Consider the following 22,246-nt stretch of genomic DNA (forward strand, 5'->3'; position numbering starts at 1 on the left):
TTACGGAGTTTTCATGACCCAGCCTTCTACTTCTGATGACCGTTTATTCAGTGCTGACTTCATAGCAGCAGAGGGGCAGTTTGCAGAAGTTCATGCTGAGCAGTCAGCTGTTTTAGCAAACAGTAACCAACCGGCGATTGTGCATCCTAATTTTGATCCCAATCAATCGCCACTTGACCCTGCAAGACCATTGAGTGATATTCCTGAGCCTGCCCGCCGTTTAGACAATCAATTACGCCGACTATACGGAAGCTCTACGCGGTTTTATCAGCCTAACAAAGATAACTTGTCGAAGTGGGCTGTGATTGCGACAGAAGCTTTAGCTGAGCATCTGTCATTACTGCGAGCGGCTAAGCTGGTCGAGTTTCCTGATAGCTTTTATCACAATCATAGCGAGCAGCCATTACTATCACCATTGAGTGAGATGACGTTGCTCGATATGTCAGATATCCAGCAAGTACTGCGTGCTTATCCTAAACTGACTCGTTATGGTTTTGGCGGTATTGATAACCCAATAAAGGCTGATGGTGCTACTGATGAGCATGCTAAGAATCCACATAACTCTTTGCGTGCATTGACCAAACGTTATAATCCAGATGAGTTACTCAGTAGTCTCTACGCCGATGACTGGCAAGTGGTTTTGCAACCGCAGCAGTTCGAGACAGGTGAGGGCAGCTTGGCCACTGACATTATGGCGTGTAGCGTTGCTGTTCATGCTCTAAAGCAATGCAGTAGGCGCAAGAGTATCAACCATAGCTATAGCGCTGACCAAATTTGCCAGTATGTACGCAGCTATCTGCTCAGCCAAATCACCCTTGACCCAGCACAGCGCCATGCATACCGTCAAGTTCGAGTTTTTGCGGGGCATATTATTGTGGCTGCTTATCATTTGGGCTGGGACATACAGGTTAGTCAGGATAAACAGTGTTATTTTAATCTCTCATCGCGTTGCGGTCTATTGAGCCGCTATCCTAATATGCAAGATTATAATATCAATGGTTGGTCAAGCTGATTAATAATGCGTACAATAATGCAGTTTTTTAATCCTTCTTTTCGCTAATAGGAATGCTTCCATGCTCAATGCTCCAGTGTCTAATGCTGCATCTGCCCAGCACCCTTCTTTTGCCTCTCATCAATTTATTCAGTTGGCTTTGGACAATCAAGTACTAAAATTTGGTGAGTTTGTACTCAAGTCTGGTCGTATCAGTCCGTATTTTTTTAATGCAGGGCTGCTTGCTTCGGGTGAGATGTTATCGTTATTAGCACGTGGTTATGCGGATGCTCTCGCTGAAAAAGTGGCTGCTGTCAATAATGGCGAAGAGAAGCAGGAGTTGGTCATCTTTGGTGCCGCTTATAAAGGCATTCCTTTTGTGGCGGCAACCGCACAAGCTTTATGGCTGCATCATGGCATCAATGCCAAATGGGGCTATAACCGCAAAGAAGCCAAAACTCATGGCGAAGGCGGTAATTTGGTTGGCGCTGATGTCAATGGTAAGGCAGTTTGGGTGCTTGATGATGTCATTACCGCTGGCACGGCGATGCGTGAAGTGGTAGAGATTTTAGAGCAAGCAGGCGCAAGCGTTGCTGGCATTATCGTGGCCCTTGACCGTAAAGAAAAAGGTTTGGCTGAGCATTCTGCTATCCAAGAGCTTGCCTCAACACTAGAGGTGCCAGTACATGCATTGGTTGATATCGATGACTTAATCAGTTATTTGGCAGAAGATAGCAGCCCACACAAAGACGCTACTCAACTTGCAAAAATGCAGCATTACCGCGCGCAGTACGGCGTATAATTTATCGCATTCGCTGCCATGTAATCGTAATGCTAGCGTGTCATTTTTATATATAAATAATATTACGTAAATGAGCCTTATTATGAGTCAAGAAAAGCCAAAAAAATCTTTAAATATACTCGTCATTATGGACCCTATCGAACAGGTCAATTATAAAAAAGACACCAGTCTTGCGATGATGTGGTCGGCGCAAGATCGTGGCCATCACCTTGGCTATTGCCAGATTCATGACTTATGGTTGGATCATGGACAATTAATGGTCGATACACAGTCAGTGACGGTAAAGCGTGACCCTGAGGATTTTTATACGTTGGGCGAAAAAGCAACAGGTTCAATCAGCGATTATGATGTGGTTTTGATGCGTAAAGACCCACCGTTCGACATGCGCTTTATTTATGCAACTTATATGCTCGACCATGCCAAAGCCGCAGGTGTACTTGTGGTCAATGACCCACAAGCGATTCGTGACTGTAATGAAAAATTATTTGCCACCTGGTTTAGTGCGCATATGAGCCCAACCATTGTGACCAGTAAACAGGCACATATTCGTCAATTTATCGCTGAGCAGCAAGACGTCATCGTCAAACCTTTAGATGGTATGGGCGGTACTGGCATTTTCCGTTTAACCGCTGACAGCCCAAACATTGGCGTCACACTTGAGATTCTGACTGAACTTGAAACTTTGCCGATTATGGCGCAGCGCTATTTGCCAGAGATTAAGGAAGGCGATAAACGGGTATTGATCGTTGATGGCATCGTCGTCGATTATAGCTTGGCGCGTATTCCGGTAAAAGGTGAAACGCGTGGTAATCTTGCTGCTGGCGGTAGCGGCGTGGCCATGGCATTGACTGATATCGAACGCCAAGTAGCAGAAGTGGTCGCACCTATTGTCAAAGAAAAAGGGCTAATGTTCGTCGGTTTGGACTTAATTGGTGGGCGCATTACGGAAATTAATGTCACCAGTCCAACGTGTGTCCGTGAGATTGACGATCAGTGCGGTACCGATATCGCGACTGACCTTATCATCGCTATCGAAAATAAATTGGCGATTTGAGATACACAGCAATGATAGGGTGATTTAACACTAATCTATGGGCACAATGATGAAAAATAGTTGTGCTAAGATGTGTCGTCGATACATCGTTAAAGCCCTATTAATAACGATGCTTCGGTCATTGTTTCGTGGTATTTATCAAAACCAAGTCGCGATTGCTCACGGCTTGGATTTTTATTATTAACGATGCATAAAGTACTATATATTAATCAACGATTTACACTATACTATGCGAGTTTTTATAGGTCATTATTTGTCGATGACTGAGATAATCTTGGATAGTAAGTCCTTCATATAAATAAAGAAAAGATAGGCAAGCGTTTATGAAAACACCGCATATATTGATGATGGCAGCTGGTACTGGCGGTCATGTGTTCCCGGCGCTGGCAGTGGCTGAGGAATTAACCCAGCGCGGTGCGGTCATTCACTGGCTAGGAACACCAAATGGTATGGAAAACGGTTTGGTTGAACCGACTGGTTATAAGTTTCATGCGATTGATATGCAAGGGCTACGCGGTAAGGGTGTCGGACGTTTATTAAAATTGCCAGTGACTTTACTGTCGGCGACGATGGCTGCTGTCAAGGTCATTCGTAGTAATAATATTGATATGGTCGTTGGTTTTGGTGGTTACGTGAGTGCGCCTGGCGGTATAGCGGCACGTCTGACCAAAAAACCGCTGATTATCCATGAGCAAAACGCCATCGCTGGCATGAGTAATCGCTATTTGTCTAAAATGGCCACCAAAGTATTGCAAGCATTTGAACATACTTTTGCTGATAGTGAACAGGATGTAAAGCTCGAAACGGTGGGCAATCCTGTGCGTAATGCTATTACGGGTGTCGCCGAACCTACTGTGCGTTATGATGTTAATGACAGCTCAGCACTTAAACTGTTGGTGGTTGGTGGTTCGCTAGGTGCAGAAGTATTGAATGACACAGTACCAAAGGCACTGGCTTTGATCGACCGTCCTTTTGAAGTACGTCATCAATGTGGCCGCAATAACGAAGCAGCCACGCAAGCGGCGTATGATAGTGAAGATTTAAGCGCGCATCAATTTACTGTCCAGCCCTTTATCGATGATATGGCCGCGGCTTATAATTGGGCAGATATTATCGTTTGCCGAGCAGGTGCTTTAACGGTCACTGAAATTCAAAATGTCGGTATCGCTGCTATTTTTGTGCCGCTGCCCCACGCAGTTGATGACCATCAGACGGCTAATGCTCGCACCTTAACGTCGCATGAAGCCGCGATTTTATTACCGCAGTCTGAGCTAACACCACAGCGTTTGAGCCATGAGCTTACTGCACTTGACCGCGGTAATTGCTTAGCGATGGCAAAAAAAGCCCATGCGCTTGCCAACCGAAGTGCCAGCAAACAGGTTGCCGATATCATTTGGCAAGCGTAATAGCTTGTATTTCTGTAACCGATTATTTTTATCTTCATTTATTTTGATTCATTAAATTTTACTAGTATTTAATAAAGAGAAACCCTTATGTCTACCTCTGCGAAAGCTCTACCCAAGCGTTTGATTGAAATACCAGAGATGCGCCGTATTCAGCATTTGCATTTTATTGGTATTGGTGGCTCGGGGATGTGTGGGATCGCAGAGGTGATGAAAAACCAGGGTTATCAAGTCAGTGGTTCTGATATTGCTGAGAGTTTAATCACTAAGCGTTTAGCACAAATTGGTATCGCTATCGCTATCGGTCATGACTCCAAAAATATCGCCGATGCCGATGTGATCGTGGTATCGTCAGCGATTGATCGTAGCAACCCTGAAGTAAAAGCAGCCCTCGAAGCGCGTTTACCCGTGGTACGCCGTGCTGATATGCTCGGCGAGTTGATGCGTTATCGTCATGGTATCGCCGTTGCTGGCGCTCATGGTAAGACCACAACGACCAGCTTATTGACCACTATGATGGCGGAAGGACAGCTCGATCCTACCTATGTTATTGGCGGAAAATTAAACGCTTCTGGTAAAAATGCGGCGCTTGGTAGCAGTCGTTTCTTGGTGGCTGAAGCGGATGAATCTGATGCATCGTTTTTATCCTTGCATCCGATGGCGGCGATTGTGACCAACATCGATCAAGACCATATGGAAACTTACGAAAACAGCTTCGATAAGTTAAAAGCGGCCTATATTCAGTTTTTACAAAACATGCCGTTTTATGGTTTGGCAGTGGTTTGTGGTGATGATCCTGAATTATATGCGATGATTGATGATATTGGTCGCCCAGTACTGACCTTTGGTCTTGAGCCTTTTAACGATGTACAGGCTGTTGATTTGGTGAGCGAAGGCACAAAAACTCACTTTACCGTACTGCGCCGTGACCGTGAGCCACTACATCTGACCCTTAATATCCCTGGTACTCACAATGTTTATAATGCCCTTGCCGCCATCACGATGGCGACCGATGAAGGCGTAGATGATGAAGCCATTAAGCGTGCCTTACAAAAATTTGAGGGCGTTGGGCGTCGTTTTGAACAACACGCCTCTGTCGATATCGATGATGGTAATGTGTTACTTATCGATGATTATGGTCATCATCCAAAAGAAGTCGATGCTACTATCAAAGCCGCCCGTCAAAGCTTCCCCGATCGCCGTTTAGTAATGTTATTTCAGCCGCATCGTTATAGCCGCACACGTGACTGCTACGATGAGTTTGTTGAAGTGCTTTCAAGCGTCGATGAGCTATTGTTATTAGAGGTATATTCAGCAGGTGAAAGTCCCATTGCAGGCGCTGATACCAAGTCATTAGCACGTAGTATTCGCCTGCGCGGTGCCGTTGAACCGACGATTATTGATAAAGACAATCTCGCACCCGTGATGCAGCGCTTATTAAAAGCCAATGACATGCTTATCACTCAAGGTGCTGGTAATATAGGGCAGATTGCTGTCGATTTGGCCGCAAATAATCTTTATATCAAATAGCTTTTATATCGGTTTTATATTGAATAATTTAGAAAGAATTTTAGGAATGATCTTTATTAGGAACGAGCGCTATGTCGACGAATCACAATCAAGAAAACGTAAACAACCATAATAGTATTAATGCTACCGATGACGCTGAAGATAAGTCTGTAATTGTCAATCCAGAGCCAGCTCTAGCGGCTGCTGCACAAATAGAACAGGATAATGTGGCGAATGAAACGGTTGAAAATGACAAGGCGACTCACAAAGAAGCTTTAGGCACTATGACCAGTAAAGTAACAGATGCTAGTGATTTTGGTAAGGTGGCCGTGGTCTATGGCGGTAGCAGTAATGAGCGTAGCGTCTCTTTAGACAGTGGGGCAGCAGTATTGCAGGCGCTGCAAAATCAAGGCGTCGACGCGACTCACTTTGACCCTAAGCACCAAGATATTATTGAAATACGCGAGTATGACCGCGTCTTTAATGTGTTACATGGTCGCGGCGGCGAGGATGGTTTGTTACAAGGCGTGCTGCAATGGCTTGATATTCCGCAGACGGGTTCAGGTATTTTGGCATCTGCGCTGGGCATGGACAAAGTTCGTACCAAACAGTTATGGCAAGGATGCGGCTTATCGACCGCGCCATTTTCATTGCTCACTGCGGATACCGACTGGCAGCAAGTAGTCAATATGCTAGGACTGCCGCTTATCATCAAGCCTGTTCACGAAGGGTCCAGCATTGGCATGACTAAGGTAAATCATCTTGATGAGCTGCCGGCTGCCTATGCCACAGCAGTGCAGTGCGGCGATGCAGTAATGGCCGAGCGCTGGATAACGGGTCGCGAATTTACCATTGCTATTGTCGACGACGAGGCCTATCCGGTCATTCGTCTGGAGCCTGCCGATATCACTAACTTCTACGACTTTGAAGCCAAGTATAACCGTAACGACACCAGTTATTATATTCCGTGCGGTCTAAATGCCAATGATGAGAAGCATCTACAAGCATTAAGTCTGGCCGCTTTTCGTGCGGTTGATGCTAAAGGCTGGGGACGTGTTGATGCCATGCAAGACGAAGCGGGCAACTTTTGGTTACTCGAAATTAACACCGTACCAGGGATGACCAGTCATAGCTTGGTGCCGGTGGCTGCCAAGGCTCGAGGTATGGATTTTGATACGCTATGCTGGCATATATTAGCGCAGACCGTTTAATTATCATTTGAACGGTAGTTATAGTAGTTATATTTACGTCTAATACCGCAGCGCAACCGTGATTTCGCTATTTTCCAATAGTGTTTATCACGGTATTTATAATAAAAAGGGTATTTATAGAGAACGAGTTTTGTTAAATAAATACCAGCTAATGTATCGCTAGAGCTGCTATAGCACAGCATCATGTAAACTTGTGTAAATTCGTTGTCACTAGTAGGGGTTAGGCTATTGTTTAACCATAAAATACGTTAATATTGTAAGTATAGGTCTGTTTTAGTGAGGTTTATAGTTTTTATAGGTATAACCCACTATTAATTTATAACCTATCAAATCCATAAAGTTCTGCAAGAAAATATGCAGGTTCATATCCATAAATAGCATGAACAGTTTTATGCAAATATAGGGACATAGGTCGTCATGGCTCAAACTGTCAACGGGGTAACTGACTTGATGAGTGATAAAGGTAGTCGGCCAATATCTAAGTTCCAAGTACCAACATCGGTTAAGTATCTATTTATGGTGTTGGTATTAGGTTTGCTAGTGCTAATATTGATAATGGGTGGAAAAGCGTTACGTGATGCCCCTCCTGCTGCTATTCATGTCAACAACCAAGGTTTGACGGTTGCGCAATACAGCTCATTGCAACAGGTTATGAATCAACGAAAAATTAGCAGTTTTTTTACCTCTGATCTGCAAGCACTAAGAGACATTACGACGGGTTTGGCTTGGGTTGACCAAGTGAGTATCTCGCGTGACTGGCAACGCGGCATCGTGGTTACTGCCTTGCCCAAACAAGCAGTCGCCAATTTTGGTACAGAGCGTTTGGTCGATGCAAAAGGGGCAGTTTTTGTGCCTGCTGATAGTAGAGATTTAACGCAAGAACGCTTTGCTACCTTGCAAGGTGAGATAACACAAGCGCCGGTCATTATGCAGCAGATGCAGCAAGTCAATGATTGGTATGCGCCACTTGGTATACAAGTTGCAGATATTATTTTATCACCCAGAATGACATGGTTGATTCGCTTTGATAGTGGGTTACGTGTCATCGTTGATAATGAAGATACTGCGCAAAAGCTGCTGAATTTAAGTCAGCTGCTCGGCAATCAGTTAAAGGAACGCCGAGATGAGATACAGTCGGTAGATTTGCGTTATAAGAACGGTTTTACTATCGCTTGGGATATGTCCCAACCCCAAAATGGCGAAGCACAGTAGCCATAGATAGATTTATAGATAATGGTTTTAAAAACTAATGAGCATTTAAAGTTTTAACTTGACTGCTTTTATAGTATAAATAATGAATATAATATTTCATCGCGTCTTGATAGCGCTTTTTTTAATGATTTAATGGGCGATCACTTGGTCTTCCGTTTAGCGATAATTTGTCTGGTAACATGAAAAATACTGAAAATCTGGTTGTTGTCCATTTAAGTGCCACGGCAGTGTATGTCGTCATTGGCAATGTTGTCTCTGCAAAAGACATTCGTATTCTAGGTGTAGGGCAAGTCAAAAACAGCGATTTTTATCAAGGTCAAATAAAGCATCGTGAACGTTTGCAAGGCGCTATCAAACAAGCTATTCAAGAAGCAGAAGATATAGCCAATTGCCGTGTGCATAGTGTGTGGCTGACCTTAGCAACGCCTGAACTATCTAGTAAGAACAGCGCCGGCGAAGTACGAGTAGAAGATGATGTTGTACGTGCCAAAGATATGGTGCAGGCTTTGTCCAATGCCAAGTCACGCGACCTTTCATCAGATTACTACTTAATGCATTGCTGTCAGCAGGGCATTTATGTTGATGAACAAGACTTTATGGTCGACGATGCCATTGAAACAATGGCGCACAATATCACCGTGATGTATCATATGATGATGCTGCCTGTCGCTAGCCGTCAGAACATCCAAAAGCTATTGCAAAGCTGTGATGTGGGTATCGATCATATCGTATTCGATGCGGTGACCAGTGCTGAATATAGTCTAATGAGCGATGAGCGTCAGCAAGGTGTTTGTTTGGTAGACATCGGTGCTAGTACGACGAGTATCTGTGTTTATAAGGAAAATAAACTGATCTTTACCCATTGTATTGCAACGGGTAGTCATGAAGTCACCATGGATATTTCAGCAGATTTTGGAATTTCAATGATCGAAGCTGAAAAACTCAAAAAGACTCATGGTACTGTTGATGTCAATAGTGTCGATCCCAGCTCGTTTTTTATCTTTAAGCCACAAGGCTCAGGAGATGAAATTAATGTCGGTATTTATAATCTAGCCCGTATTATTGAGGCTCGCTACATCCAAATCTTTACCGAAGTGGCTCGTCAATTACATGAAGCAGATTTAATCAGTTATATTGATAAAGGCATCGTACTGACTGGTGGCGGTAGTGTGATAAAAGGTATGATACCCTTCACCAAAAAACTGCTTAAAATGCCAGTAGTGCTCACCAATACACATCCTGCTATTAGTGCATATAACCATTTCGATAATGATGAGTCATTTAAGCAACTGAATATTCAGGTCAATGATCGTGCTTATCAAACCGCATTTGGTACATTACTATATAGTCAAAGCGAGCAGTTCCGCCGAAGTGAAAAAAGTGAGCCTGAAGCGATTCAAAAGAACCGAGTGACAGGCGTTTTTCAAAGCGCAGGGCAACGTTTTGCTAGTGTGCTAAAAAAGATATTATAGGTTTGCTTTCTAGAGTGCCTAGAACCTAGCGTGCTTAATAAAAGGCCCTTAAACTATTTAAGAAAAAATACAGTTAAGTGAGCTCAAGCCACTTAAAATAAAGTCACGTAAAAAGCAATGCCCTGTGTGATGATGACCTATTGTTGTCTGCACATAAACTATTTAAGCCATAGCCCTGTTTTATTTAAATACATTTATATATAGTATGTCGATAGTGCGCCATATGAGTGCGTTACCACGTATCAATCATCACGCTATCTGCAACTGGAGAATCTTTTTTATGTCAAAATACACCATGCCAGATGATAACCAGCTTCAAAATAATGGCCAAGCGAGCTTCACTGTATTCGGTGTTGGCGGCGGCGGCGGTAATGCGGTTGAGCATATGGTACAACAAGGGATTAGAGGTGTAACATTTGTCTGTGCAAACACGGACAAACAAGCGCTCGATCGTCTGACGGCCCCTCATAAATTACAACTTGGCGCAAAAACAAACCGCGGCCTAGGCGCGGGTGCAAACCCAGAAGTGGGGCGTGAAGCGGCAGAAAGTGAAGAAGAAGCCATCCGCCAACTACTCGAACACTCAGATATGGTATTTATTACCGCTGGTATGGGTGGTGGTACGGGTACGGGTGCAGCACCAGTGGTTGCGCGTATTGCTAAAGAAATGGAAGTATTGACCGTGGCTGTCGTGACCACACCCTTCAAATTTGAAGGCGGTAAACGTATCAAAGCTGCCAAAGCGGGCATTGAGCAACTAACCAACTTCGTTGACTCTATCATCACCATTCCAAATGACAAGCTGATGAGTGTCTACGGCAATATCTCTATGCAAGATGCCTTTAAAAAGGCCGATGATGTTTTACTACACGCTGTTCAAGGTATTGCTGAAACCATCGCCAGTGAAGGTATGATCAATATTGACTTTAACGATATTCGTACCGCTATGACCGCCAAAGGTCATGCGATGATGGGTATTGGCCGTGCCAGTGGTGATGATCGTGCGCGTCAAGCGACCGAAAAAGCCATTAGATCTCCACTCTTGGATGATTTACGTTTAGAGAATGCCAAAGGCTTACTGGTCAACGTGATTTCTTCTGAATCTTTATCATTAGATGAAATGAGCAAAATTAGTACGATAGTCGAAGAAATTACCGATATCGATGATGCGCACATTTTCTATGGTTCTGTCATTGATGAAAAAATGGGTGATGACTTGCATGTAACCGTCATTGCAACAGGTCTGACTCTAGATGAGCACGCTGGCGAAGAGGCTGAAGTAGTAGAGACGCCAGTTCCTTCTGTTAACAGCACACAGCCTGTCGATCCAAACTTACATACCAGTGCTTTAAACAGTCAAAAACAATCTCAAGCGCAAATGTATCAGGATACTGCAGCGCGCTCAAATGCGCCACAAGAGCAGCCTAAAACCAAAACAAATAGTATTCAGGACTATTTGAAGCGTCAACAAAATAGATAGGCGTCTTGACTGTTTGAGATGCTCTGAGTGTTTTAAATATTTGAAATTAAGGAAAGCCAGCATCAATTGCTGGCTTTTTTGTGCTTATAAATTAGCGTTATTTGCCCAGAGAGAAGTATTTATAGTCAGTGAGAAGTAATATCGCTACATCACGTACTGCAGGTACCGTTTTTTCTTGCTTGCTGTGCCTACGCAGACAGAGGCTGCAAAAAAACTATACCCGCAGTATCGTAGCGTTTTTAAAGTATTTTAACTATATATCAAAAATTGATGAGGTAGACGAATGAATGAGGCTTTATTTTCATAACAACTGATGGGTTTGTGACTATTTATAGAATTTTTAATAAGTGGTTTAGAGAAAGGAATAATCAATAAAATATCGACGATAAGTGTTATCAATCAAGGAGATAAGAAAATTAGCCGTTTTTAATTGTGGCGAACTGGGGGTGTGTAATGATACACTATGGCAATTGTAACAAAATATGTGAGAAGACAGTCATGAACCAAAGAACCATAAAAACTGCGATAGCCGTTACGGGTACTGGTCTCCACAGTGGTCAGCCTGTTGACTTAGAGTTTCATCCGCAACCAATTGATACCGGCATTGTTTTCGAGCGTTCCGATATTGAAGGCAGCCAACCGATTCCAGCGAGTGCATTTTTGGTACAAGATACCATGATGTCATCCAATCTCGTATTTGGCGGCACACGTGTCGGTACGGTTGAGCATCTGCTCAGTGCGATTGCTGGCTTAGGGGTAGACAACCTGTTGATTCGTGTTTCGGCGTCTGAGATACCGATTATGGATGGTAGTGCTGCACCTTTTGTTGGGTTGTTACTTGATGCGGGTTTCTGTGAACAGGATGCCCTAAAGAAGTTTATTAAGATTGTGCGGCCTGTACGCGTCAAGGTCGATGATAAATGGGCAGAACTACGTCCTTATCAGGGGTTTGAGTTAAACTTTGAGATTGATTTTGATCACCCTGCCATTGATAAAGACTTTCAGCACGCACAGCTACAGTTTTCGACACAAAACTTCATCGAACAATTGAGTTCAGCACGTACTTTTGGCTTTTTACGCGATATCGAAGCGTTACGTCAGAACAACTTGGCTTTGGGTGGCAGCATGGACAATGCTATCGTCATTGATGAGGCCAGTGTGCTTAATGAAGGCGGTTTACGATTCAATGATGAGTTTGTCCGTCATAAGATTTTGGATGCTTTAGGAGATTTATATCTGATTGGTTATCCAATTTTGGGTCGTTTTAATGCTTATAAATCTGGTCACGCGTTAAATAATTTATTGGTACGTGAGATATTATCTGACCATGATAACTTTGAAATTGTAACATTTGATGACAATGTAACTTGTCCTATCGAGTATTTCCCTTTGAGCGGCCTGACGGTTGAAGGATGAATACAGGAATATACACGAAGTATCGAAACATTTACGCAATATTACATAGTTAGGCTCTAGTTACACTCATATAATATGCTGATATTTGGATATATTGTTTAGATTACTTTAACAATTCTGCTCTAGGGTAGAGACCATAAAAGCTGTGGATAATTTCTAAATCATCTGTTGGTGACTTTCACATTTTGAAAGTCACCAACAGATGATTTTTTTTGTTCGCGTCATTACAAACTTGCTGTGTTACTACCCTCATTTTACGATTTTATTTACATAACTTTACGTTTGGGCACACCGTTTTTTAGTGATTTACCAAGCGCAAAAGTGCTTTTTTGAGGTTTTCATCAGTGGTGACATGGTCTGCGGCCTGTGATATAGTCCGCTTTGTGTTTTGGCTAAGAGCCTGATTTCCATTGGCTTTACCAGGTTTTGAAATGGGCACTGAAGAAGCTGATGATGATTTAGAATAATGATTATTGGCAGATGTCTTAGCTACTACGACGCGAATTTGCTTGAGTTGTTTAAATGTAATTGACTGCTCTGTTAACACTTGCAAGTAAGCGCTTTGTAAATAGCGAATATGGTTGGCAGCGGTCATCGAGCCAACACTGAGTATCAATTGCTCAGTAGTTAAGCCCACGACCCAGCAGCTATTGAGGATTTCCTCAGGTAGACAATCTACCAAAAGGGTTTTTACTTCAGTGGTTGCTTGTATATATAAACGCATATTGTCAGCAAGAGTTTGAGGTAGCGCACTACCAGCAAAAGCTTGATGGTCGATAAGCTGGGCAAGTCGGTTAGGTTGTTTTTTTGACATCGTAATAACTCATCTAATAGGTGACAGAATCGATGTTTATTATAAACAGCGCGCTGTTGTAACAAGGATTTTATCATGTTTATTTCATGACTATATCCGCTAAATTAATTCATGCTTTGTCACGGATGACGAGCAATCCTGTATTCACAATAGGTAGTAAATTTATGAAACAAGCTTTATTAATTTTGTCAGTATTGGGAATGGGTGTAGCACAGACGAGTGGTGCTGCCGAAACGACCTTTCAATCAAATAATACCTTGAGTCATACCATCACAAATATCTCTACTTCTGCGAACTACGGTTCTAGTCGCAATATCTATAGCACTAATAATGGTGCACATGTATATAGTAACGATGAGATCAGTCAAGCGATTGATAACTTAAGTGCTCATGCTAAGCAAAAAGAATATCAGCTTGCCTCATTGACCAGCCGTTTGTCTTACGAACAGCGCCAGCAGCAAGCAAGTCGTGTCCCTGATAGTAACTCTGCCCCTGCTATCGCAGCATCACGCGCATCACGTGTGGCATTATCTAGAAGCTCAGGCTACTGCGCTCGCTATGTGCGTAAAGCATTACAATCAGCTGGTTATGAGTTTACGCCTAATCCTTCAGCCTATCAGTACGCCTCTCGTGGTACGCTTGCCAATGCAGGCTTTACCAAAATCAGTAATGATATGCAGCCTCAAGTGGGTGATGTCGTAGTCTATGATCGTACATCTAGACGACCACATGGTCATATTCAGATATTTGATGGTAATGGTTGGGTATCTGACTTCCGTCAAAACAGCATCAGTCCATATGGCGGTCATCATAACTATACAACGTGGCGTGATTCACAATATGTTGATGATGCATCAAACAGTGGTATCTACCTAGCGATGGCTGATAAGTAATATTGAGCTCAGCTTAAGCGAACCCTTTTCTCCAAACCCAGTAATGCTCTTTACGACATTGCTGGTTTTTTTTGTGTTTTTAAATGCTGAGGTTTAAGAAGGGTGAAGGTTTTTTTATTGGCTTGAGTTATCTTGAATAGCTAAGGTATAAATCTCGACCAGTAGCGCTGATCGTGAAAATCAGGCGGAGAAGCATGTTTGGGAGCAAAATATAGCGCAGTCGCTCCAAACCATAAAATGACGCATGGATGTATATACTCAATAATAGTACTATTAATAGCGTATTGCGGCTTGGAGTTAGCGTTAGAAGGGCGTAGTTGCTTCAATGGCACCCGAAAACTGCGCTCATAATGATAGGCTATAGCAGAGGTAGGTTTCGTTAACGCTAAGGGGAGCTTGGAGCTTTCAAGCCAATCAATAGAGGCATAAGTCTGTTTATCTGCATGCAAAAGGGGATTGGGCGGCAGCGTTGCAGGGTTTCGATAACGCTGAAATTGATAAAGTGCATAGCGGCCATCTGGATTGGCATTGATTTCAATATAAGACGCTGTATTGTCAGTGTCAAAAGCTTCATAATCACCGACAGAACGACCAGTGATAAAACATTCAAGGCAGGTCTCTTCCCATAAATAATCAAAAAACCCTACTTGCTCTGCTTGCCATGCCGTCCAATCTAATTGAGCAGCCAAGGATTCAAGCGGCAGGGTCACGTGATACTGCAGTTGTAAATAAGCTTTTGGCTGCTGTATAAGGGTTGCGCTTATCTGTACCTGAATCCGTTGTAAATCTTCTATAGCAACACCGAGTTGGTATGCATCATTTGCTAGCGTTTCGTTTGCTAGGCATAAATCAAAAAATTGGCTCATAGCGTGCGCGCCCCAAAAGTAATTTATATCTTAAAAAGTCATATTTGCGATAGATAACGCATGATATTAAATATTGAATCATAGCAATTATTTAAGCCTAGATAACATAAAAGCCGCGAGCAAAGTTGCATCGCGGCTTTTATCATTTACTGTATTGATTAGCCTCTATAAAGTAAATCAACACCATATATTTGTTCTTACATCAACGATTACGCATTACGTGCAAGATTTGACAACTTAGGATTGGCATTCGGATTTTTACGTAGCAAAAGCGCCATACGACCAATAGTATGAACCAAAGAAGCATTAGCAGCCGCAGCAAGTTCAGCACCGATGACTTCACGTTCTTCTTTGGTGCCAGCAGGCAATTTAATTTTAATAAGTTCATGATCTGATAAAGCGCGATCAATCTCTTCAGTAATGGTCGGCGTGATACCTTTATTACCAATCATAACGATAGGTTTAAGATCGTGGCCAATGCCTCTTAGGCGTTTAATTGTAGCGTTATCGAGTTCCATAGAATTCCTAAGTGTGGGTAAAAATAAATGATAGTGCTATTAAGCGTAGTTAATGACCATTATAAATAATCTATGGTCATCTTGCATAAGATCAGCAGGATTTTGCACGATTTTACGTGATGAAAATGTTAAACTGAATATTTGGTCACATTATAAACGCTACTGTCTGATAAATCAGTGTTTTAACCAATAGAATTTAGCCAGTCTGCTACTGCGAATGAATAAAAAGCCTGATTGATAGTATATCCGAATGAGTTCGGCTCATCTCAAAAGTGCTTTATAAATATTTTGGCTGCTTCGGCAGTATGTATAGCCAATAGTACTGTCTCGTTTTTAAAGTGAACCCACTATATTAATGTTTTGCAAAGCAATAGGAGCAGGTATTTTGGCCACGCGTATCGAAAACAAAAAACTGTCAAAGAGTAGTAGTGCTTGGATGAAAGAGCATATTGACGATCATTATGTGCAAAAGGCTCAAAAAGACGGCTATCGTGCCCGTGCTGCTTATAAGTTACTTGAGATTAATGAAAAAACCAATCTTATTAAAAAAGGCATGACGGTTGTAGATTTAGGCAGTGCGCCCGGTAGTTGGTCACAAGTAGCTGGCCAGCTGGTAGGTGAAAAAGGCATTCTAATAGCCTCTGATATCTTACCTATGGACACCTTGCCTGACGTTACTTTTATTCAGGGCGACTTTCGTGAAGCGGAAGCATTCGATGCTATCATGGCGGAGGTGGGCGATAGACAGGTCAATGTGGTGTTGTCTGATATGGCGCCCAATACTGCTGGCAATAGTGCCATCGATCAACCACGCATGATGTATTTATGCGAGCTGGCAGTAGACTTTGCTTTGGCCACCTTACCAGAAGGTGGCGCGCTTATTATGAAAGTGTTTCAGGGCGAAGGTACACAAGAATTACGCAAGCAAATGCAGCATGATTTTAGTAAAATCCGTAGTATTAAACCTGGTGCTTCACGACCGCGCTCAAAAGAGATGTTTTGGATTGCGATTAAATAATCATCATTTCAATAAGTTGTTGTCATTGTAGCGGGTTTAATACGTCACTATAAACGGTGTTTATCGGCGTATTAAATCCGCTACAATCGTTAACTGAATAATAGTGAAATCGGCTTGAATTATGCAGGGTAACACCACATATCATGGTATATTAACTTTGTTTTAAACATATTTTTTAGACAAAGTCGTCTGATAGTAAGCGCTTGATAGGCTCACCTAAGATAGACTCTTGATATCCATGACTTGTTAAAAGTTAAAAACAGTCCTCATGCGACATTTGAAAAGCATAGGCTTGAATCGCAAGTTTTCGATATCGATGTGTTTATCAAAAATGAGCAATACGTTTATAGACGTCACGTGTCAAGTTGACACACCAATAAGTAAGGGATGGGAATAACTAGTGAGCGACATGGTAAAAAATACCTTATTGTGGCTGGTGGTAATCGGCGTTTTGGTGCTGGTGTTTAGCGGCTTTGACCAATCATCTGAGCCGGATAACCTTAACTACTCTGAGTTTGTGACCGCGGTGTCAGAAAATCAAGTAGCCAGTGTCGAGATCGATGGCGAGCAGATCACCGGCGAAAAGAAAAATGGCTCATCTTTTGAGACCATTAGACCAGCTGTGTCAGATGACGAGCTGATGCCAATGCTGCGTGAGAACCAAGTCGAAGTTCAAGGAACAGCGCCGAAGCGTCAAAGCGTCTTGATGCAGTTACTAATAGCCAGTTTCCCAATTCTATTGATTATTGGTCTGTTTTTATTCTTTATGCGTAACATGCAAGGCGGCGCTGGCGGTAAAGGCGGCGGCCCTATGAGCTTTGGTAAATCAAAGGCCAAAATGCTGACTGAAGACCAAATCAAGGTCAACTTTGAAGACGTTGCTGGCTGTGAAGAGGCCAAAGAAGAAGTCGTTGAAGTGGTCGAGTTCTTACGTGATCCTGATAAATTTACCAAACTGGGTGCGACGATTCCACGTGGTATTTTGATGGTAGGTCCACCAGGTACGGGTAAAACGCTATTGGCAAGAGCCATTGCTGGCGAAGCAAAAGTGCCTTTCTTTTCAATTTCAGGTTCTGATTTTGTTGAAATGTTCGTGGGTGTCGGTGCCTCACGGGTACGTGATATGTTCGAGCAAGCGAAGAAAAGCGCTCCTTGTATCATCTTTATCGATGAGATTGATGCGGTCGGTCGCCATCGTGGCTCAGGTACGGGCGGCGGTAATGATGAACGCGAGCAAACGCTTAACCAATTATTAGTCGAGATGGATGGTTTTGAAGGTAATGAAGGCGTCATCGTCATTGCTGCTACTAACCGCGCCGATGTTCTTGATAAAGCCCTGCTGCGCCCTGGTCGTTTTGACCGTCAGGTACAAGTGGGCTTGCCAGACATCAAAGGTCGTGAGCAAATTCTAAAAGTGCATTTGAAAAAACTACCGAATACAACGAGTGTCGATGCTCATTCACTTGCTCGTGGCACTCCTGGATTCACAGGTGCGCAATTGGCCAACCTTGTCAACGAAGCGGCGCTATTTGCCGCACGCCGTAACAAGAAAAGCGTCGATATGAATGACTTCGAGGACGCGAAAGATAAGCTATACATGGGACCTGAACGTAAATCAATGGTGATACGTGAAGAAGAACGCCGTGCTACTGCTTACCATGAATCTGGCCATGCGTTAGTTGCTGAACTGCTACCGGGTACCGATCCGGTGCATAAAGTGACGATTATGCCGCGCGGATTTGCCCTCGGGGTGACGTGGCAGTTGCCGGAGCACGATCAAACCAGCATGTATAAGTCGAAAATGCTGAGTGATCTCGCCATCTTATTTGGTGGACGTATCGCTGAAGAAGTCTTTATTAATCAAATGTCGACGGGTGCTTCTAACGATTTTGAACGAGCGACTAAGATGGCACGCGCTATGGTGACCAAATATGGTATGTCCGACGCGCTTGGCATCATGGTCTACGAAGACGATGATAGCTCACAAGGTTACTTTGGCGGTAGCCGCACTATTTCAGAAGCGACTCAGCAAAAGGTCGATGAAGAAGTTCGCCGTATGCTAGAAGAGCAATATGATATCGCCCGTGAGTTGATCGAAGGCAACCAAGAAAAAGTGCATGCCATGGTTGATGCATTGATGAAATGGGAAACCATTGACCGTGATCAGCTGCAGGATATTTTAGCAGGCGAAGAGCCACGTCCGCCAAAAGTGTATCAGCATAACGAAGTCAACTTAGCAAAAAATGATATCACCACAACGAATTCAACACCGCCACCATTACCAGCGATGTAGTTGTTAATTGATTAACCTTCAATAAAAAAAGCCCTTTTTGATAAAGGGCTTTTTTGTGGCTATCATTCTATGAACGCTTTAGGACAGAATAAGATTTACTGGTATCATAAGCACAGCTATAGTTAAAATACTTTAAAAACGCTACGATACTGCGGGTATAGTTTTTTTGCAGCCTCTGTCTGCGTAGGCACAGCAAGCAAGAAGAAACGGTACCTGCAGTACGTGATGTAGCGATATTACTTCTCACTGACTATAGCAATCATTAGAATGTTTCTTATGCCAAACCCAAGAATTACGATTAGCCGTGTCAAACTCGTTTAGTCTACAGTGCATAGCACTTGCACTCGTTTTCCTTGCTACTCTAATTTTTGTGAATGGTATTATAATAAATGGATTATTTATGTCCTTATTCCAGCTTTTACCCCAACAAAAAATATCGAGTCGTGATAAAACCTTAGATTTATCACAACCTCATGTTATGGGTATTCTCAATGTCACGCCAGATTCGTTTTCAGACGGCGGGCAGTTCAATGGGGTAGACAAGGCCGTTGCTCATTGTCAGAAAATGATAAAGGAGGGCGCTACAATCATCGATATTGGCGGCGAATCTACTCGTCCCAATGCAGATGTAGTAGCCACTAGCGATGAGGTACAGCGTGTCGTGCCAGTTGTTCAAGCGATTAGGCAGCACTGCGGAGATGAGATTTGGCTGTCCATTGACACCAGTAACCCAGCGGTGATGCAGGCAAGTTTTGATTCAGGTGCTGATATTTGGAATGATGTACGAGCGCTGAAACGCGAGGGTGCAGCGGCACTAGCAGCTGAGCTTGATATACCTGTGATGCTGATGCATATGCGCGGTGAGCCAACGACGATGAATAATCTGGCACAATATGACGATATAATAAGCGACGTGAGTACCGAGTTGTCAATGCGCATTGATGAAGTAATGAGCCTTGGTGTTAAGCGTGAAAACATCATTATTGACCCAGGCTTTGGCTTTGCTAAAAACTATGAGCATCATTGCGCACTATTAAGCCAGCTTGAAAGTTTAAAAGCACTTGGGTTACCAATCATGTTTGGTATTTCACGCAAGCGTTTTTTAGCGGAAGTGTTAAGCAAGAGCAGGGTTACAGCGGTTGCAACGACTCAAGCGTTAGATCGTGATGCGGTAGGCACGACGGCTGGCATTTTTGCGCTACAGCAAGGAGCAAGTATCATTCGTACGCATAATGTGGCTATGATGCAGCAAGCGGTGGCATTATGGAATCAATTATCTGCGTATAATCATCCTGAATCTTAAACATCATTTAAAATAGTGAGAGTATCTCTATGACCAGCACCATTCAGCCAGAACCAACCAATGAACAGCGCCGTATAATTTATCAAGCGCGTCGCGGATTAAAAGAGTTAGACTTTTATATCGATCCTTATGTCAAAGAGCTGTATTTAACGGCAGCGCCTGCTGAACAAGAGGTATTTGCAGAAATGCTCACTCATGAAGACCCTGATTTACTGGATTATTTCACCAATCAAAATCGCCCAGAAGATGAGGCAATATGGGCGTTGGTCAATAAAATAAAAACCTGGCGCCATACTAAAGAGTTGACTTAATAAATCTTATTAGCAGCTTATGTGCTTTAACTTGGAATAGCAGTTCACCATTTTTTGGGAGTACACTATGAGCTTGGCAACCCCATTACGTATTGACACTGCTATCCAGCCTACCAGCTACTTACGAGTATTGTTTTATATAGGTTTATCTGTTGTCATGGTTGTGCTTGCATGGCTTGCGGCTCTAGCCTTCTGGCAATATGTACTTATCTCGATAGTTGCGGCAGCGGTCAGCATTTATTTGATATTATCACGCCCGATATTACTACATCTTAGCCAGCCGCCCCTCAGTCAGCGTCTTGATCAACAGTGGCAACTATTGATGCGCACGGGGCGTGGTGATGAGCTATGGCAGGCACAATTAAAAGCGGTCCATCGTTATCAATGGGTGATGAGTTTTGAGTTCATAGTCATAGAGCCTTATCAGCGGCCATTATCAGTGACGGTGTTTCGCGATCAAGTAAACCCTGAGCAATGGCGAGAATTAAATATTTTAGCCCATGTAAGTTCTACTAAAACACGGTAATCCATTACTCTCTCGACTCCTATCAACCCTGCCTTTGTTCTATAGATTTACGAACACCTACATGTCATAACAAAATACCTATCTCTGTGCCGAAAAAGATTTGTTATATTGCAAGATAACAATAAATACTATGACAAAAAAGTGAGTAGATGATGAGTTTATTAGGGAATTTAGTGAGCCAAGTGGCCCGTAATGCGATGGATCCAGAAGATGCCCAACGCAATCCAGTCAACCAACATACTAGTCCGCGTCGTACAGGTGGCCTTGGCGATATACTGGGCGGTGTATTAGGCGGCAGCGGTGGTCAAGCGGATGGCTATAATCCTCGCCAATATGACCGTCAAACCGATAATGGTTTTGGTTTAGATGACATTCTCGGTGGACTAACAGGTGGTGGTTTAACAGGAAGTAGTCAGCGTGGTGATATGAGCTCAGGTGCGGGCGGGCTTGGCGACATATTAGGTAGCGTATTGGGTGGACAGACTATGGGTGGTCAAACTAGACAGTCTGGCTTCGGCGGTAAAGGGATGCTAATTGCTGCATTGATGCCGATGGTATTAAACTGGATCAAACGTAACGGCGGTTTGAGTGGTGCATTATCAAAAATTACTGGCATGGGCTATGAAAACCAAGCGAAGTCGTGGATGAGTAATCAACAAGACAATGACAACCTTGATCCAAACGAAATCAGTCGCTTATTTGACGACAGTGAAATCCAGCAAGTCGCTGCTCATACAGGTGCTAACGATACAGAAGTACGTCAAGGATTGGCTGAGTTACTGCCCGAGATCATGAACCAACTAACGCCGAATGGTAACTTGGATAATGAGACTGAGGCTAACCAAGAAGTTGATCAAATTATTAGTCAGCTATCAAGCCGATTGGGTGCATTAAAGTAGGATAATTCTTTCTATTCATTATTTTAAAGTGATAAAAATAAAAAAGAGTACATATCTATGTGCTCTTTTTTTGTTTTTTTAATGCTATAAAACAAGCTCATAGAAATGTATGGAACGGTAAAAGCACCCAGGAAATGGGGTGCATTTTTCATATTCAAGCACCATCAAACCTATATTTATTCATTTTGAACAGAGTATAAATATCTTAGATTAACACATGAAGTGCAATATCAAAGAGCAGGTGAAAAAGAGGCC

20 protein-coding genes are annotated in these 22,246 nt (G+C 43.0%); 17 read left to right on the forward strand and 3 right to left on the reverse strand.

Going from position 1 to position 22,246, the window contains the following annotated elements; all coding sequences use genetic code 11:
- The first annotated feature begins 13 nt into the window (after positions 1-13).
- From EI162_RS03540 to lpxC, 10 genes are all read left to right on the forward strand, one after another.
- Positions 14-1,012: a hypothetical protein gene (locus EI162_RS03540; protein WP_192523051.1), complete on the forward strand. Its 999-nt coding sequence runs from the start codon at positions 14-16 to the stop codon at positions 1,010-1,012.
- A gap of 61 nt (positions 1,013-1,073) precedes the next feature.
- Positions 1,074-1,793: an orotate phosphoribosyltransferase gene (pyrE, locus tag EI162_RS03545; protein ID WP_192523052.1), complete on the forward strand. Its 720-nt coding sequence runs from the start codon at positions 1,074-1,076 to the stop codon at positions 1,791-1,793.
- An 82-nt stretch (positions 1,794-1,875) separates the two neighbouring features.
- Complete coding sequence (gene gshB, locus EI162_RS03550) at positions 1,876-2,847, forward strand: glutathione synthase (RefSeq protein ID WP_192523053.1); 972 nt, start codon at positions 1,876-1,878, stop codon at positions 2,845-2,847.
- 323 nt (positions 2,848-3,170) lie between these two features.
- Positions 3,171-4,253, forward strand: coding sequence for an undecaprenyldiphospho-muramoylpentapeptide beta-N-acetylglucosaminyltransferase (gene murG / locus EI162_RS03555; protein WP_192523054.1), 1,083 nt, complete (start codon positions 3,171-3,173; stop codon positions 4,251-4,253).
- An 87-nt stretch (positions 4,254-4,340) separates the two neighbouring features.
- Positions 4,341-5,780 carry a UDP-N-acetylmuramate--L-alanine ligase gene (gene murC, locus EI162_RS03560; protein WP_192523055.1) on the forward strand — a complete coding sequence of 480 codons (1,440 nt, stop codon included), beginning with the start codon at positions 4,341-4,343 and terminating at the stop codon, positions 5,778-5,780.
- A 71-nt stretch (positions 5,781-5,851) separates the two neighbouring features.
- On the forward strand, positions 5,852-6,970 hold the full coding sequence (locus tag EI162_RS03565; protein WP_318779285.1) for a D-alanine--D-alanine ligase: 1,119 nt from the start codon (positions 5,852-5,854) through the stop codon (positions 6,968-6,970).
- 417 nt (positions 6,971-7,387) lie between these two features.
- On the forward strand, positions 7,388-8,182 hold the full coding sequence (locus EI162_RS03570) for a cell division protein FtsQ/DivIB (protein ID WP_192523056.1): 795 nt from the start codon (positions 7,388-7,390) through the stop codon (positions 8,180-8,182).
- 179 nt (positions 8,183-8,361) lie between these two features.
- Entirely contained in the window at positions 8,362-9,654 is a 1,293-nt protein-coding gene (gene ftsA, locus EI162_RS03575) for a cell division protein FtsA (RefSeq protein ID WP_192523057.1), read from the forward strand.
- A 280-nt stretch (positions 9,655-9,934) separates the two neighbouring features.
- Positions 9,935-11,134, forward strand: a complete 1,200-nt coding sequence (gene ftsZ / locus EI162_RS03580; RefSeq protein WP_192523058.1) for a cell division protein FtsZ — start codon at positions 9,935-9,937, stop codon at positions 11,132-11,134.
- Between the two features lie 498 nt (positions 11,135-11,632).
- A complete protein-coding gene (gene lpxC / locus EI162_RS03585) occupies positions 11,633-12,550 on the forward strand; it encodes a UDP-3-O-acyl-N-acetylglucosamine deacetylase (protein ID WP_192523059.1) in 918 nt (305 codons plus the stop codon).
- A gap of 298 nt (positions 12,551-12,848) precedes the next feature.
- Here lpxC and EI162_RS03590 read toward each other — a convergent pair whose 3' ends face one another.
- Entirely contained in the window at positions 12,849-13,364 is a 516-nt protein-coding gene (locus tag EI162_RS03590) for a hypothetical protein (RefSeq protein ID WP_192523060.1), read from the reverse strand.
- A 164-nt stretch (positions 13,365-13,528) separates the two neighbouring features.
- On the opposite strand from EI162_RS03590, the gene EI162_RS03595 reads away from it, so the two are divergent.
- Complete coding sequence (locus tag EI162_RS03595; protein WP_192523061.1) at positions 13,529-14,257, forward strand: CHAP domain-containing protein; 729 nt, start codon at positions 13,529-13,531, stop codon at positions 14,255-14,257.
- A 140-nt stretch (positions 14,258-14,397) separates the two neighbouring features.
- On the opposite strand, the gene EI162_RS03600 is transcribed toward EI162_RS03595, so the two are convergent.
- Together EI162_RS03600 and EI162_RS03605 are read right to left on the reverse strand one after the other, a co-directional pair.
- Positions 14,398-15,123: a hypothetical protein gene (locus tag EI162_RS03600; RefSeq protein WP_192523062.1), complete on the reverse strand. Its 726-nt coding sequence runs from the start codon at positions 15,121-15,123 to the stop codon at positions 14,398-14,400.
- 209 nt (positions 15,124-15,332) lie between these two features.
- A complete protein-coding gene (locus EI162_RS03605) occupies positions 15,333-15,641 on the reverse strand; it encodes a YhbY family RNA-binding protein (RefSeq protein ID WP_192523063.1) in 309 nt (102 codons plus the stop codon).
- A 385-nt stretch (positions 15,642-16,026) separates the two neighbouring features.
- On the opposite strand from EI162_RS03605, the gene EI162_RS03610 reads away from it, so the two are divergent.
- The 6 genes from EI162_RS03610 to EI162_RS03635 all read left to right on the forward strand — a co-directional run bounded on the left by EI162_RS03610 (position 16,027) and on the right by EI162_RS03635 (position 21,991).
- On the forward strand, positions 16,027-16,659 hold the full coding sequence (locus EI162_RS03610) for an RlmE family RNA methyltransferase (RefSeq protein ID WP_192523064.1): 633 nt from the start codon (positions 16,027-16,029) through the stop codon (positions 16,657-16,659).
- A gap of 400 nt (positions 16,660-17,059) precedes the next feature.
- A complete protein-coding gene (ftsH, locus tag EI162_RS03615) occupies positions 17,060-18,952 on the forward strand; it encodes an ATP-dependent zinc metalloprotease FtsH (RefSeq protein ID WP_318779286.1) in 1,893 nt (630 codons plus the stop codon).
- Between the two features lie 400 nt (positions 18,953-19,352).
- A complete protein-coding gene (folP, locus tag EI162_RS03620; protein WP_192523065.1) occupies positions 19,353-20,255 on the forward strand; it encodes a dihydropteroate synthase in 903 nt (300 codons plus the stop codon).
- Between the two features lie 29 nt (positions 20,256-20,284).
- The gene (locus EI162_RS03625; RefSeq protein WP_192523066.1) at positions 20,285-20,566 is read left to right on the forward strand and encodes a succinate dehydrogenase assembly factor 2; all 282 of its coding nucleotides are present in this window, start codon (positions 20,285-20,287) and stop codon (positions 20,564-20,566) included.
- A 67-nt stretch (positions 20,567-20,633) separates the two neighbouring features.
- Complete coding sequence (locus EI162_RS03630; RefSeq protein WP_192523067.1) at positions 20,634-21,092, forward strand: hypothetical protein; 459 nt, start codon at positions 20,634-20,636, stop codon at positions 21,090-21,092.
- A 152-nt stretch (positions 21,093-21,244) separates the two neighbouring features.
- A complete protein-coding gene (locus tag EI162_RS03635; RefSeq protein ID WP_192523074.1) occupies positions 21,245-21,991 on the forward strand; it encodes a YidB family protein in 747 nt (248 codons plus the stop codon).
- Positions 21,992-22,246: the final 255 nt, after the last annotated feature.

The sequence above is a fragment of the Psychrobacter sp. FME6 genome, assembly GCF_014861365.1.
GTDB lineage: Bacteria > Pseudomonadota > Gammaproteobacteria > Pseudomonadales > Moraxellaceae > Psychrobacter.